The organism is Streptomyces longisporoflavus (assembly GCF_014649775.1).
GTDB classification, from domain to species: Bacteria; Actinomycetota; Actinomycetes; order Streptomycetales; family Streptomycetaceae; genus Streptomyces; species Streptomyces longisporoflavus.
This window is the reverse complement of sequence record NZ_BMTR01000021.1, coordinates 46,952-61,486: the sequence shown is the minus strand read 5'-3', so window position 1 is coordinate 61,486 and position 14,535 is coordinate 46,952. Positions and strand designations below refer to the sequence as shown.

Genomic DNA, 14,535 nt, shown 5'->3' with positions numbered 1-14,535 from the left:
GGGAGTCGGAGGTCGTTCGGCGGCTCGATCCGGACACAGGTACCGCCACTCAGGTGAACGGGCCCGCCCCGCCCGGAGTCACGCCCGACAGCCGTGAAGCCACCCGGCCGGCCCCTCACTTGCGCGTGCGTCACTGCCGCGGCCAACCGTCTCGCCCCTGTTCTCCGACCCACCGTCCGATCCGCCGCCCGTCGGGTCCATCCGGCGGCCCGACGACACCAGAGTCCCGCGTTCACGTCTCGTTCCTCGCTGCACGCCGGATGGTGCGGCGGCGGTTCTGCGGTCCTGCGGTGCTCGGCCTGTCGGTGGACCGTGCAGGACTGCCGCTTTTCGGGCGCACGGGGCGGCGGCGTCGCGGAACAGCGCCCACCGGTTCCTTCTCTGTGTCCAGGAGCTCCGTGGTGAGCGGCAGGTCGGCCTGGTCCTCCTTTGCGTCTCGTCCGGTGCGTTCCCCGCGCAAGCAGCGGCGGATCGGCTCGGGGTCCAGATCCCCGGCGCAGGCATGGTGCAAGAGTTGCGCGAAGGTGTAGCTGGGGTCGGCACACAGCGCCATGTCCAGCGCTTCCTGCCCCTCCGTGGTGTCACCGAGGGACCATGCGACCCAGCCCGCGAGAGACAGTGGTGCCGCGGCGTGCTCTCCGTAGGTGCCGACACAACGACGGGCCAGGGCCCTCCAGAGACGCAGCGCAGGTGCCGCGATGTCGCCTTCCATCCACTCCGCCGCCTGATCCCGCGTCGTACGGTCCTGCAGGCCGAGGATCAGCGCCGCGGCTTCGTCGTGCGCCATGAGTTCGTCGTCCTGCAGATCCGCTTCCAGCCTGTCGCTGACCAGGGGCGCGGCGGTCATGCGTCCCATGATCCTGCGGGCCAGGTCGAGTGTGTCGGCGGCGACCTCGGCGTGCCCGCCCTCTTCCATGATCCGGCGCACGATCGCCACGCCCGCCGCGTCAAGAGCGGCCTGCTGGTCCCGCGCGGCGGCGGAGTCCCACGGCATGAGCCGCGCCCGCATTTCCCTCGTCGTGACGCCCACCTGGATGCCCGCGTAGGCCGTGGCCGCGGCCAGGACCGACGTGCCCGGTCGCAGCAACGGCACGCCCTCCGGCGGGCAGCACTCCCCGTCCGGGCAGCAGTAGGTCCAGAAGCTGCCCCCGGAGATGCACACGACCTCGTACACGGGGACGTCGAGCCTTCCGCAGGCGGTACGGAGCACTTGCGCCAGCGGCCGCAGGCGCTCCATGACCTGCCGCCCGGATTCGGCGCCGTCGGGCTCCGCGCACAGGAAGGCGATAATGCCGTCGGGCCGGGCCCCCCGCCGCTCGCAGCCGCCCACCAGGCACTGGGCCAGCTGCTCCGCGATGGACGGCCAGTCCTCCGCCCGCCCGGGAATGCCGAGGCGCACCCGTCCGCCGAGACGCCCGCGCTCGCCGTGCAGAGCGATGAGGACGACGCTCTCCTCGGGCCGGAACCCGAGCAGGTACGGCAGGGCATCGGCGAGTTCGGCCGGGGTACGCAAGGTGACCAGGGCTTCGCCGACGGAACCGCTCGAGCCGGCCTGTTCGGCATGGTCGGCATGGTCGGCATGGTCGGCATGGTCGGTGGAGTCGACGTCGCTCGAGCCCGCGGAGTCGACGGTGCCGGAGGAACTGACGGCGTCGGTGCAGTTGTCGGGATCGATCGAGTCGTTTTGTTCGCTGTGGTTCGTCATGCGCCGACTCTCCCGCGGATTGCCAGACTCCGGTTTGCCCTGTGGATAACCATGGACAGGGCCACGCCAAGATTTGTCCACAGGCCGGCGGACCCGTTCGCCGAATGTCAGACCCATCGGGTTGCATGGGGGCATGAGCAACGAAGAGCTGCGCACGGCGGCCGATGCCGTACTCGCCCGCCTCGTCGGCGGCCCCGCGCCCGCACCGGGCGAGGCGCCACCGTCGAACGGTCCACGACTGCGTGAGGATCAGTGGCTCGCGATCGAAGCGCTGGTCGCCGACAAGCGCCGGGCCCTGGTCGTGCAGCGCACGGGATGGGGAAAGTCCGCCGTGTACTTCGTCGCGACCGCGCTGCTGCGGGAGCGCGGCAGCGGCCCCACCGTGATCGTCTCCCCGCTGCTCGCCCTCATGCGCAACCAGGTGGAGTCGGCCGCGCGAGCCGGAATCAGCGCCCGGACGATCAACTCCTCCAACACGGAGGAGTGGGAGACCATTCAGGCCGAGGTCGCCTCCGGCGACGTGGATGTCCTGCTCGTCAGTCCGGAGCGGCTGAACAACCCGGACTTCCGCGATCAGGTCCTGCCCAAGCTGGCCGCCGCCACCGGACTGCTCGTGGTCGACGAGGCGCACTGCATCTCGGACTGGGGCCACGATTTCCGGCCCGACTACCGGCGGTTGCGCACCATGCTCGCCGACCTGCCTCCGGGCGTCCCCGTCCTGGCCACCACCGCGACGGCCAACGCGCGCGTGACGGCCGACGTGGCAGAGCAGTTGGGCACCGGCGGCAGCTCGGACGCGCTCGTACTGCGCGGGCCGTTGGACCGGGAGAGCCTGAGCCTGAGCGTGTTGCAACTGCCCAACGCGGCACACCGGTTGGCCTGGCTAGCCGACCACCTGGAGGAGCTGCCGGGCTCGGGCGTCATCTATACGCTCACTGTCGCGGCCGCCGAGGAGATCACCGTCTTCTTGCGGCAGTGCGGGCACACCGTCGCCTCGTACACCGGAAAGACGGAGAACGCGGACCGTCAGCAGGCCGAGGAGGACCTGCTCGCCAACCGCGTGAAGGCGCTGGTCGCCACTTCCGCCCTGGGGATGGGCTTCGACAAACCGGATCTCGGCTTCGTGGTGCATCTCGGTTCCCCCTCGTCGCCGATCGCCTACTACCAGCAGGTCGGCCGTGCGGGCCGCGGTGTCGACCACGCGGAGGTGCTGCTCCTTCCGGGCAAGGAGGACGAGGCGATCTGGAACTACTTCGCATCGCTCGCCTTCCCGCCCGAGGAGCAGGTCCGGCGCACGCTGGACGTGCTGGCGCAAGCGGGAAGGCCGCTGTCGCTGCCCGCCCTGGAACCGCTGGTCGAACTGCGCCGGTCACGGCTCGAGACGATGCTCAAGGTCCTCGACGTGGACGGCGCGGTCCGGCGCGTCAAGGGCGGCTGGATCTCCACGGGAATGCCCTGGGCGTACGACGCCGAGCGTTACGCCTGGGTCGCCAAACAGCGGCAGGCTGAGCAGCAGGCGATGCGTGATTACGCCACGACCCCCGGCTGCCGCATGGAGTTCCTGCGGCGGCAGCTGGACGACGAGGCGGCGGCCCCCTGCGGGCGCTGCGACAACTGCGCGGGCGCGCGCTTCACCGACGCCGTGTCCTCCGGCGCGCTGGACACGGCGCGGGGCGAGCTGGTCCGGGCGGGTGTCGACGTGGAACCGCGCAAGATGTGGCCGACCGGACTCGCCGCGATCGGCGTCGACCTCAAGGGGCGTATCCCCGTGGGAGAGCAAGCCTCCCAAGGCCGGGCCCTTGGTCGGCTCTCGGACATCGGATGGGGAAACCGGCTCCGGCCGATGCTCGCCCCCGGAGCCCCCGACGGGCCCGTGCCCGATGACGTGGCGAATGCCGTGGTCGGCGTCCTGGCCGACTGGGCGAAGGGCCCCGGCGGCTGGGCTTCGGGCGACGCAGACTCCCAGCCGCGGCCGGCCGGCGTCGTGACCATGTCCTCGCACACGAGGCCCCAGCTGATCCAATCCCTGGGCGCGCGGATCGCCGAGATCGGCCGCCTTCCGCTCCTCGGCTCCGTCGAGTACGCCGCGGGAGCCGACACGGCGCATGTGCCCAGGAGCAACAGCGCGCAGCGTCTACGCGCCCTCGACGGAGCGCTGACCGTGCCCGCCGAGCTGGCCTCGGCGCTGCAGGAAGCGGGCGGTCCCGTTCTGCTCGTCGACGATCTGACGGACAGCGGCTGGACCCTGGCGGTGGCCGCTCGCATGCTTCGCCGGGCCGGAGCCAAGGGGGTGTTGCCGCTGGTCCTGGCTGTACAGGGCTGACCCAAGCGTCAATGCGGGGCGTCGTGGGCAAGGATATAGGTGGCGCATCGTCAGATACCGGTCGGCGGACCCAATTGCTCGTTGCCGCAAGGCAGTGCGACGGGAAGAATTGGCCTCGCTCCCCGCGCGCCTCCCGTGGTCCGGCAGGGCTGTGCCGCGGTGCGCTCCACAGTCCGACCCCGCCCTCTGGGCGCGTAGCCGAAGGGAGGACCGTGACCTTCGGATTCTCTTCGTCCGGTGCGGCATCGATGTCGGAGTTCTCGGCGTCGGCTGAGGTGCCGGCCGATTCCGCCAATCCACTGGTCCGGATGCTCGAGCCCGCGGAGTGGTCAGCCGCGGGGATCCCCTTGCTGCGCAATCCGCGTGAGGTCGTCAGCGGCCTGCATGCCCGGCATCGTCCGACGCCCGCGACAGCGGTCGTCGCCGTACTCGATCCGGAGGAACGGCTCAGGGCGAGCGCTTCGTTCACCCGGCGGCCGAGCGCGGCGGACGGCTGGGTCTTCCGTAACGCGCTGCTCGCGCAGCTGCGCAGGGTCATCCCGCACGACCTGCGCCGCCGTACTCCGGTGCGCACCGCCGTCCTGCTCTACTGCCGGGACGGTGACGCGCGTTGGACGCAGGAGGACGGGGCGTGGATGTGGGGGCTGCGGGACGCGTGCACGCTGCACGGCCTGCGGTGCGGCGCCTACATCACGCTGACCCCGGACGGCTGGCAGGTGCTCGGCGAGGGCCGTGGCGGCCGGCGGCCGAGTTCCGGCTCACGCCCCGAGGCCTTCGCCGAAACCGATCCTCCACCACCACGCACCGGCGGCGCGGCGTCCGACGTACTGCGCCGAGCGGCGGCACGCTGAGGCGTCCGCCGGCCTGCCGCACGAACCGGGACACCGGGACACCGACAGGCGGGCCGCCGGCATGAACCGGTCGCACGCCGCCGCCCGTGTCGCACGATGCGCGACGCAACCAACGGCTCAAGCCCACCCGACGCCGCCCACCCAACCCTGGGGCATCCGGCATCCGGCATCAGACTTCAGCCTTCAGTCTTCAGTCTTCAGGCAGTCGAAGCCGGAACACCGCAGCGCAGGTGTCAGACGGTGAAGAGCGTCAGACGCCTGCGCCGAGCATCGCGTTGATCCGCTGCGGGTCGCCGCAGACGATCAACAGGACTCCTGCCCGGGTGAGCGCCGTCGGCAGGGCGCCGACCGCGGTCTCCTCGCTGCCGCCGTTGAGGGCGACGACGACCACGGGGCGGGACGCGGCACGGTCCAGGGCAGCGGCGTCGGCGTAGAAGACGTCGTCTCCCGCGTCGTGCTGAGCCCAGTAGGAGGCTTCGCCGAACGACAGCTCGTGCGTGGCCCACGGGTGCGGGTCGCCGGTGGTGATCACCAGCACCTCACCCGGAGCGCGGCCCGAGTCGAGCAGCAGGTCGACAGCTTCCTCGGCGGCGTCGAGCGCCCCCTCGACGGAAGCCGGGATCAGCTGGATCTGCGGCACCGAAGCGCCGACAGCCGTGGCGGAGCCCGCGGTGGAACCAGCGGGAACGGCGGAAGATCCGGAAGCAGCCGGGGCGGACGGCCCGGGCGTTACGGCCGGCTCACGCGAAGTGCGCTGCGCCGGCGGCGTCGGCCGGGCGGGGCCCGGTCGGCCTGGGCGCGGCACGGCTGCGGGACGCGGGCCGGGTACGGGGCGGGGGGTCGGCGTGGTGCGGCCACTGGCCGGGGTCACGCGGGGACCCTGGGCACTCTCGGGAATCTGAGGCTCCTCGGGACTGAGAGGCATGCGTTGTTGTCTATCAAATGCCGATGCGTGACGCATCAGCGGGTGGCACATGAGTGCGAGTGGAACTGCCGGAGGGATCAGAAATCGAAGCCGAGCTGGCCCTCGATCTCCGGAACGCCCCCATCCGCCCAGCTGCGGGCCTTCTTGAGGTGCCGCCACTGGGGCAACGCATCAAGATACGCCCACGACATCCGGTGGTACGGGGTGGGCCCCCGCTCCGCCAGAGCGGCCTTGTGCACCGGCGACGGATAGCCGGCGTTGGCCGCAAAACCGAAGTCTGCATGTTCGATACCCAGTTCGGCCATCATTTTGTCGCGCCGAACCTTGGCGATCACCGACGCCGCAGCGACGGCCACACAGGATTGATCGCCCTTGATCACCGTACGAACCTGCCAGGGAACCCCGAGGTAGTCGTGCTTCCCGTCGAGGATCACCGCGTCCGGACGCACCGGCAGCGCCTCCAGGGCACGCACCGCGGCGAGCCGCAGTGCGGCGGTCATCCCCATGTCGTCGATCTCCTCCGGCGAGGAGTGCCCCAGGGCATGGGCCGTGACCCAGCTCTCGAGCTCCACGGCGAGCGCGGTGCGCCGCTTGGGAGTGATCAGCTTGGAGTCGGTGAGCCCTTCGGGCGGCCTGCGCAGTCCCGTGATCGCCGCACAGACGGTGACCGGTCCCGCCCACGCGCCGCGCCCGACTTCGTCGACACCGGCAACGATCTTCGCTCCGGTGGTAGCGCGAAGGGAGCGCTCGACGGTGTGGGTGGGTGGTTCGTACGGCATGGCGCCAGACAGCGTACGCCGCCGCATGCCACCCGCGACACCCAGGCCTACCGACGAAGCAGCGGAACCATGACCTGATCGATCAGTTCGGTGAACTCTTCGTCCCCCCATTCGCTCCCGCACACCTTGGAGCGGTACATCATCATCGCCGGAAGAACGTCGCACACGTACGGGTCCAGGGCATCGGCGCGCACCTCTCCGCGCTCGACTCCCCGGCGCAGGACCTCTTTGATCATCTCCACGCTCGGCCCGATGACTCCGTCGAAGATCACCGCGTGAAACCTCTCGGCCGTCACCGTGTCGCACTCGTGAAGAACGGCGCGCAGAGCGAATCCGGGCCGCGAGTACATCGCCTCACGCATCTGCCGGCACAGCTGAAGGAGATCCTCCCTGACCCCGCCGCGGTCCGGTGCGGAGTCGAGCTTCGGAAGACCGGCCTGCAGGGCGTCCACGACGAGGTCCTCCTTGGAGGGCCAGCGACGGTAGACCGCCGCTTTGCCGGTCTGCGCGCTCGCGGCCACACCTTCCATCGTCAGTCCGTTCCAGCCGACGGTGCTGAGCTGCTCGAGTGCGGCATCAAGGATCGCCCGTTCCAGGACAGGACCCCGCCGGCGCAGGGCAGCCGTCGGAGCGGAGGCGGCGTTCCAGCGCGAAGTAACCATCGATATCTCTCCGTTGAGCGAACGAGGCAGTGTCAGTGAACGGTTGCGTTCACTGAGGGGAAGTCACTACCGTGGACGGGACAGTGAACGGTGACGTTCACTAACGCACTTGTGGGGGACCCATAGTGACAACCTCTCAGTTAATTCAAGATCAGAAGCCCGGCGCGGCACGCAGAGGAAGCCGCCCCGGAATCGCCCTGACCGTCATCGCGGCCTGCCAACTCATGGTGGTCCTCGACGCGACGATTGTGAACATCGCGCTCCCGCACATCCAGGATGCGCTCGAGTTCTCTACGACCGATCTCACCTGGGTCGTCAGCGCGTACACCCTCACCTTCGGCGGACTGCTGCTTCTCGGTGGCCGCGCCGGTGACATCCTCGGCCGCCGCCGGGTCTTCATGGCCGGCATCCTTCTCTTCACCCTCGCCTCGCTTCTCGGCGGATTCGCGCAGGAGCCCTGGCAGTTGCTGGCCGCGCGTGCCCTGCAGGGCGTAGGTGGCGCGATCGCCTCGCCCACCTCGCTGGCGCTCATCACCACGACGTTCCCCGAAGGCCCCGAGCGCAACCGCGCGTTCGGCGTCTTCGCGGCCGTCTCCGCAGGCGGTGGCGCCGTCGGCCTGCTGGCAGGCGGCATGCTCACGGAGTGGCTCGACTGGCGCTGGGTGCTGTTCGTGAACGTACCCATCGGCATCCTGATCGCCTTCCTCGCTCCGCTCTACATCAGTGAGTCCGAGCGTCATCCGGGCCGGTTCGACTTCGCCGGCGCCCTCACGTCGACCCTCGGCATGGTCTCCCTGGTCTACGGATTCATCAGGGCTGCCGAGGAGGGCTGGAGCGACGGTCTCACGCTGGCCTCGTTCGGCTCGGCGGTCGTGCTGCTTCTCGTCTTCGTCCTGATCGAGAGCCGGGCGAAGGAGCCGATCACTCCGCTGAAGATGTTCGCCGACCGCAACCGCTCGGGCTCGTACGTGATCATGCTGAGCCTGGCCGCCGCGATGTTCGGGATGTTCTTCTTCATCGTGCTCTTCGTGCAGAACGTACTGGGGTACACCCCGATCGAAGCGGGCCTCGCCTTCCTGCCGGTCACGGTCGCGATCGTGGCGGGCGCCGGCATCTCCCAACGGCTGCTTCCGGTCCTCGGGCCCAAGCCGTTCATGGTGGTCGGCTCGGCTCTCGTCGCCGTCGGACTCGGCTGGCAGACCTTCGTCAGCCCGGACAGTTCGTACGTGGGCGGGGTGCTCGGTCCGATGCTGCTGTTCGGCTTCGGCATGGGTCTGAACTTCGTGACCCTTACGTTGACGGCCGTCTCCGGAGTGGCTCAACACGAGGCAGGCGCGGCATCCGGCCTGCTCAACGCGACGCAGCAGGTAGGCGGTTCGCTCGGCCTCGCCATCCTGACCACCGTGTTCGGCACGGCCAGCCGGAACGAAGGCAAGGAACAGGTGGCGGACTTCATGGCGACCGCGTCGCCGGAACAGAAGGCCGCCTTCGCCAAGACCGGCGAGCTGCCGCCGCCGTGGGCACACGAGGTGCTGTCCGAGGGAATCTCCACGGCCTTCATACCGGCCGTCGCCATGGCCCTGCTCGCCCTTGTCACCGCCGTGGTGCTGGTCCGAGTGCGCAAGAGCGACCTGGACGCGCTGGCCGGTACGGCAAGCGCGGCGGGACCTGCCGGCGGCTGAGGGGAGCGTGCGTGCGGGACCGCCCTCGACGGCGAGGGGGCGGCCCGGCACTCGCCGGCCTCACCGAGGAGGCCCCCACGCAGGCGAGCACGCACCAGGCTGGCCCAGCCCCGAGGCGGACGACCCCACGGCCACCACCACAGCTACGGCCACAGCCACAGCCACCACGGCCTCGCCTGCGTCGTGCGGCTGGAGGCTGCGTGCCGCAGACGGCCGGACCGGCGAGCTCGTAAAGGCGCCGGTCCGCCGGAGGGCACTTCAGCGGTACGAAGTCTCCCGTTCGGAGTCTTTGCAATCCCCCGGGCCGACCTCGGGCGGTCGCGCCTCGATGATCTCCCTGGCCCGCGACTCTCCGAGGCTGGTGGCATACCAAGGGTCGCGCTCGGACCCGAGGCTGTCTGCGATGCCCTCAAGAACGCAGGACCGCAGCGGCTCCGGCAGCTCGTCGATGGCCGGTACGGCATCGGCGGACAGCCCACGCGCGTACTCCAGGTCAAACTTCCCGGCGTCCTCATAGCGCTGGACATTGCGCTCGGCGACGAGGCCGTCAGGCGAAAGGAGTCCGAAAGCCAGCACACCCGCCGCAGCGCTCGCGGCGACGGCGCGCGGCAGCCAGCGTGCGCCCCACACCCCCGCCGCCATGATCAGCACGATGACCAGGCCGAGCCAGAGCTCCACGGCCACGACAGACACCCGCAACCGGGTCAGACCGTACGCGTCGACGTACATGTCCATACGTCGCACCGCCGATGCCACGACGACCAGCGTGAGGACGCAGAGCGTGCCGAGCACAGCCCGCACCAGGCCACGGTCGCGAGCCCCGTCACGCGGTGCCCAGCGCAGGGCGAGGACGATGACGAGCAGGGTGAGCAGTGTGGCGAGCAGCAGCTGCCAGAAGCCCTGGCGCGCGTACTCGGAGTACGAGAGGCCGGTCTTTTCGAGCACCGCGTCATAGCCGCCGAAAAGCACGGCGAGCTGCACCACGTTGAACGCCGCGAACAGCAGGTTCAGGACGATCAGCGGCAGCGCCCACTCCACGCGGCCCCGCTCCCGACCGGGGCCCACGACGAGCCGGTCCCAGCGCAACGGCGAGGCAGCGGTGCGCGCCGCTGCGAGCGCCCCGAGGACACCGGCCGCGAACAGCAGCAGGCGCCAGGGCCCCTCGCCGACTGAAGCGTCCGGCAGCAGATCACCCAGCAGGCCCGCGAAGGCCGCGTCGGCCCCGGCGAACAGCGCGCCGAAGACCAGTAGCAGCACGGCGGTCACCGCAGCCGACCGCAGTACGGGACCGCTCCTGGACCCGCTCGCACGGCTCCGCACCCCCTGCCAGCCCCAGCCCGGACCCGATAGCACCGCTTCGAAGAGCCCGAGCGGGCCGAGCAGGATGCCGGGCCAGGTGCGGGAGCCATGCAGGGCGAGCGAGCCGAGCGCCAGGGCGGAGACGACGGCGAGGAACGAGGGCCAGGCCGCGTCGCGCAGGGCGGGTACCACCAGCAGCCCGAGGCCACCGATCGCCCAGACCAATGTCCAGGGGCGCGGCCTGCGACCGGCCTGCTCGGCGGCGAAGTACGCGGCGAGCGCCGCGGGCACAGCGACGATCAGCAGATTGAGTGCGAGCCCGTCGCCGAGGAGCAGCATGCTCAGCAGGCCCGTCGCGCAGACCGCGCCGAGCGTGCCCGTCCGGATCGGAGCCGGCGGTTCGGCCCTCAGGTCGGCCAGCAGGGGCTCCGTCTTGCCCACCGGGTACGCCCAGTCGCCTTGGCTCGGGCTCCCCGGCGCGACACGCGGACCGGGCACGGCGTCCTCGGGTCCTTCGGGAACCGCCCCGCCGCTGCGCGCCACTGAACGCCTTGTTGCATCTCTTGGTGGATCTCCCAAATCTGAGTCTGATGGTTCAGGCGTGGACGGTGTATCGGACACGGGACCCCCTCCCGGCCGGACCGCACATGCAGCTGACGGCACGCACGCGTGGCGGGGCCGCCGGGCGACCGGCATCTCGTTGAGCGCACGCAAGTCATGATCAACTCGCGGCCTGCGGCAAGAGTAGCCGGGCCGTCGGCGCGGGCCCCCGCGCCGGCCAGGCTGTGGCATGACCGTGACAGTCACGCACGCGCGCAGCACGGCTGCCCGCAGGCCCACCACGGCAGCCATAGGGGCACAGGGCTAGCCACATACGCACCGCGACCGTCAATCAGGCCGCGCCCCAGGACCCCCCGCCGGGACCACCACACCGGCCGCACCCGGGACCAGCCCGCCGGGACCACCACACGGGCCGCGCCGCACCCCGCGATCAGCCCTCCGCAATCAGTCCGCCGCGATCAATCCGCCGCGACCGGCACCCAGCCCGGCAGCGCCTCGGTCTGCTCCAGCCACTCACCGGGGGGCGCGCCGCCCTCACCGGAGGCGACCACTCCGCAAGCGATGGCGCAGGTCGTGTCCATGTCGCCGCCCACTTGAGCGGTAGCCCAGAAGGTCCGCTCGAAGTCGCCGAGGCCACGGGCGGCCGACCAGAGGGCGAACGGCACCGTGTCATGGGCGGTCGTACGGCGGCCACAGCCGAGGACCGCGGCGACGGTCGCCGCGTCCCCGTAATCGAGCATGTCGCGAGCCCGGCGCAGCCCCGCCCCCACGGCACTGCGCGGCACCAGGTCGATGACGCCGTCGAGCAGCGTCTTCGGCGCGGGCGGCCCGGCGGGGTCGGCGGCCAGTGCCGCGGCGGCGGCCACCGCCATGGCTCCGACGACCGCCTCGCGGTGCTGATGGGTGGGGTACGCGGAGATCTCGGCCTGGTGTGTCGCCTGCTCCGGATCGTCCGCGTACCAGGCACCGAGCGGGGCGATCCGCATGGCCGCGCCGTTCCCCCAGGAGCCCTGCCCCTTGAACAGCGCGGAGGCCAGCTCACGCCAGTCTCCGCCCTCCCGGACCAGCCTGAGCAGGCGGTTCACGGCGGGGCCGTAACCGCGGTCGAAGTCGTGATGCTCGGCGAAGGAGCGGGCGAGCGCGTCCTGGTCGATGCGGTCGTGTCCGACCAGGACCGTGAACACGGAGCAGGCCATCTCGGTGTCGTCGGTCCACTGCCAGGGGCCAGAGGGCACTTCCCGGCGCTTCAGCAGCGGGTAGTTCGCGGGCACGAAAAACTGTGAGCCCAGTGCGTCCCCCACCGCCAGTCCACGCAGGCTGGCCAGAGCGCGGGCCAGGCGCCGGTCGGGAGAAGAGTCAGCGGTCATCGCCCTGCCACTCTATCCGGTGACGCCGTACGGTTCCGGTTCGCGCCAGCGCTCGAAGGGTCGGTCCAGCGTGTACTTGCCGTCGTCGCCGAGCACCAGCGTCCGCATCTCGCCGTTCCCGGGGTTCGAGAGCGACTCGAACTCCGCCACCGACCAGTGGAACCAGCGCATGCAGAACAGTCGCATGGTCAGGCCGTGGGTGACGAGGAGGACGTTCGGCGGGTGGTCCGGGGCCTCGAAGCTCCGGTACAGGCTCTCCAGGAACGCGCCCACCCTGTCGTACACGTCGGCACCCGACTCACCCTGGGCGAACCGGTAGAAGAAGTGCCCGTACGCGTCGCGGTACGCCTTCTGGAGCTTGACGTCGTCCCGGTCCTGCCAGTTTCCCCAGTCCTGCTCCCGCAGCCGCGGCTCTTCGCGCACGCGTACGAGCTCGGGGTCCAGCCGGAGGGCCCGGAAAGTCTCGTGGGTGCGGCGGTAGGGCGAGACGTACACGCTGACCCGCTCCCGGCCGACGACTTCCCTTAGCTGCTCACCCGCCTCGTCCGCCTGCCGCCAGCCCTTCTCGGTGAGCGCCAGCGCGTGGTCGGGCTCGCGTTCGTACACGGTGTCGTCGGCGTTTCCGGCCGACTCGCCGTGCCGGACAAGGAAGATGCGCTGCGGACGTGCCATAGGGAAACCCTAGATCGCCCTCCGCCGGAGGGCCCAACCGGTCAACCGTTCCAGCTCCATCCGGCGGACACACCGGACACTGCGGGCACTGCGGGCACTGCGGACACGGTCACACCGTCCAAGACGGCTCCAGTTCCACGATGTCACCGGCCAGCGCCGCGACATCGGCCTCCGTCTGGGCGCGCAGCGAGAGGCGTTCCACCCGCTCCCTGCGGTATTTTCCGTGCTCTGCGGCGGAAAGCCACATCGAGAGGACGAGGAACTCGTGCCCCGGCGCCTCTCCGAAGAGTCCGCGCACCATCCCCGGAGAGCCCGCCATCGCCGGGTTCCAGACCTTCTCCTGCATCAGCGCGAAATGCTCCACGCGAGCCTCACGAACCCGGCAGTGCGCCACACGCACCACGTCGGCGTCCGCGAAGCGCGGCTCGAAGCCGGTCTTCACGTCGAAGCGATGGACGAAGAGCTTGCTCTGGATGTCCTTGAACGTGCCCGACTGCGCGGAGGCCAGCCGGTCATGGGAGCGTGCCATGAAGGAGTCGTAGAAGGCCCGGCTCTCCCAGAAGGCGAAGACGTGCGCCACGCCCGGCCGCTCACGACTCCACCCTCCACCCTGTCCCCGGAACCCCGGCTCCCCCAGAAGCCCCGCCCACTTCCGCTGCCCCCGCTCGAACCCCCGTCGGTCCACCACGGTGCAGCGAATCCACTTGACCAGCACCGCGCCATCGTACGGCGCCTGACGTGGCCCGGGTCACGCTCCGGCGTAGTGCGCTCGGATCAGCTCGGCGCGGTCTTCGGCGTTCAGCTCGATACCGAACTCCCGGACGAGTACCTCGGCCAACTCCTGTGCAGTTACGTCGCGTTCGTCCGAAGTGCCGTCCGGCCGGGTCACCGTCAGGTGCTCGCCGACCAGGGTCCGGCGCACATCGGGAGCAGCCCTCTGGACCACGGGACGGCGGATGAACGACGACTGAGGGTGGGTCGATGTGTAGTGGTTCATCACTACGTAGTCGACAGGAAGGCGTTCTTCCAGCGTGTATTCGTAGAGATCGAACCAGCCGTCCGCGTGCTCGGTCCGCAACACGCGAGCCCCGTCTGCCTCCTGGACGATCCCGAACCGCCACTCTCCTTGTCGCACGTCCTGCCGTACGCCCTGTCGCACGTCCTGTAGTACGCCGCCCTCGTCATGCCCCTCCCCCTGCCCCTCCCCCTGATCCCGCTCCAAGGGGATCGGTTCGAGCAGGCCTTCGGCGCCGAACCCGACGTCACAGTGCCACTGCCGCCCGTCCGCCTCGACCTTCAGGAGCATGTGCGTCACCGCGCGACGCGACGAGGCGCCCGCACGGACACGGGCACCCAGCCCGGTGACGGCGAAGCCGATACGTTCCAGGGCCGCCGCGAACAAAAGGTTCTGCTCGTAGCAGTAGCCGCCCCTGCGCTGCCGTACCAGCTTGTCCTGCAGTGCCGCCAGATCCAGCGGGACGGGCCGCCCGAGCATCATCTCCAGGTTCTCGAAGGGGATCGACGCCACATGCGCCCGGTGCAGTGCACGGAGCGTGTCGAAGTCAGGCTTCGGCTCTCCCTCGTGGCCGACTCTGGCCAAGTAGGCCTCGATGTCCAGTTCTTCCCCGTTCCACGTCATGACGTCAATGATCTACGCGCCCGCGCGCGCCCGCCACCAGAAAGCCCGCGGGGGCTCAACGGACGTGCGC

The 14,535-nt window shown here is 70.4% G+C and carries 12 protein-coding genes; 3 read left to right on the top strand and 9 right to left on the bottom strand.

Going from position 1 to position 14,535, the window contains the following annotated elements; translation table 11 throughout:
• Positions 1-232: 232 nt before the first annotated feature.
• A complete protein-coding gene (locus IE226_RS33100) occupies positions 233-1,705 on the bottom strand; it encodes a DUF4192 domain-containing protein (protein WP_190085132.1) in 1,473 nt (490 codons plus the stop codon).
• Between the two features lie 133 nt (positions 1,706-1,838).
• On the opposite strand from IE226_RS33100, the gene IE226_RS33095 reads away from it, so the two are divergent.
• Together IE226_RS33095 and IE226_RS33090 are read left to right on the top strand one after the other, a co-directional pair.
• Positions 1,839-4,028, top strand: a complete 2,190-nt coding sequence (locus IE226_RS33095) for a RecQ family ATP-dependent DNA helicase (RefSeq protein ID WP_190085131.1) — start codon at positions 1,839-1,841, stop codon at positions 4,026-4,028.
• Positions 4,029-4,240: 212 nt separating this feature from the next.
• The gene (locus IE226_RS33090; RefSeq protein WP_190085130.1) at positions 4,241-4,879 is read left to right on the top strand and encodes a hypothetical protein; all 639 of its coding nucleotides are present in this window, start codon (positions 4,241-4,243) and stop codon (positions 4,877-4,879) included.
• A gap of 250 nt (positions 4,880-5,129) precedes the next feature.
• Here IE226_RS33090 and IE226_RS33085 read toward each other — a convergent pair whose 3' ends face one another.
• From IE226_RS33085 to IE226_RS33075, 3 genes are all read right to left on the bottom strand, one after another.
• Positions 5,130-5,804, bottom strand: coding sequence for a hypothetical protein (locus IE226_RS33085; protein WP_190085129.1), 675 nt, complete (start codon positions 5,802-5,804; stop codon positions 5,130-5,132).
• Positions 5,805-5,881: 77 nt separating this feature from the next.
• Positions 5,882-6,583 (bottom strand): ribonuclease HII, encoded by a 702-nt coding sequence (gene rnhB / locus IE226_RS33080; RefSeq protein ID WP_190085128.1) that lies wholly within the window; start codon positions 6,581-6,583, stop codon positions 5,882-5,884.
• 47 nt (positions 6,584-6,630) lie between these two features.
• Positions 6,631-7,245 (bottom strand): TetR/AcrR family transcriptional regulator, encoded by a 615-nt coding sequence (locus IE226_RS33075; protein WP_190085127.1) that lies wholly within the window; start codon positions 7,243-7,245, stop codon positions 6,631-6,633.
• Between the two features lie 125 nt (positions 7,246-7,370).
• Here IE226_RS33075 and IE226_RS33070 point away from each other — a divergent pair, with 125 nt between their 5' ends.
• Positions 7,371-8,927, top strand: coding sequence for an MFS transporter (locus IE226_RS33070; RefSeq protein WP_190085126.1), 1,557 nt, complete (start codon positions 7,371-7,373; stop codon positions 8,925-8,927).
• A gap of 258 nt (positions 8,928-9,185) precedes the next feature.
• Here the strand turns inward: IE226_RS33070 and IE226_RS33065 are convergent, their stop codons facing one another.
• The 5 genes from IE226_RS33065 to IE226_RS33045 all read right to left on the bottom strand — a co-directional run bounded on the left by IE226_RS33065 (position 9,186) and on the right by IE226_RS33045 (position 14,465).
• Entirely contained in the window at positions 9,186-10,922 is a 1,737-nt protein-coding gene (locus IE226_RS33065; RefSeq protein ID WP_190085186.1) for a DUF4153 domain-containing protein, read from the bottom strand.
• Positions 10,923-11,245: 323 nt separating this feature from the next.
• Complete coding sequence (locus IE226_RS33060; RefSeq protein ID WP_190085125.1) at positions 11,246-12,154, bottom strand: ADP-ribosylglycohydrolase family protein; 909 nt, start codon at positions 12,152-12,154, stop codon at positions 11,246-11,248.
• Positions 12,155-12,166: 12 nt separating this feature from the next.
• Positions 12,167-12,826, bottom strand: a complete 660-nt coding sequence (locus tag IE226_RS33055) for a histidine phosphatase family protein (RefSeq protein ID WP_190085124.1) — start codon at positions 12,824-12,826, stop codon at positions 12,167-12,169.
• 109 nt (positions 12,827-12,935) lie between these two features.
• Positions 12,936-13,541, bottom strand: coding sequence for a YdbC family protein (locus IE226_RS33050; protein ID WP_190085123.1), 606 nt, complete (start codon positions 13,539-13,541; stop codon positions 12,936-12,938).
• 33 nt (positions 13,542-13,574) lie between these two features.
• The gene (locus tag IE226_RS33045) at positions 13,575-14,465 is read right to left on the bottom strand and encodes an arylamine N-acetyltransferase family protein (protein WP_190085122.1); all 891 of its coding nucleotides are present in this window, start codon (positions 14,463-14,465) and stop codon (positions 13,575-13,577) included.
• Positions 14,466-14,535: the final 70 nt, after the last annotated feature.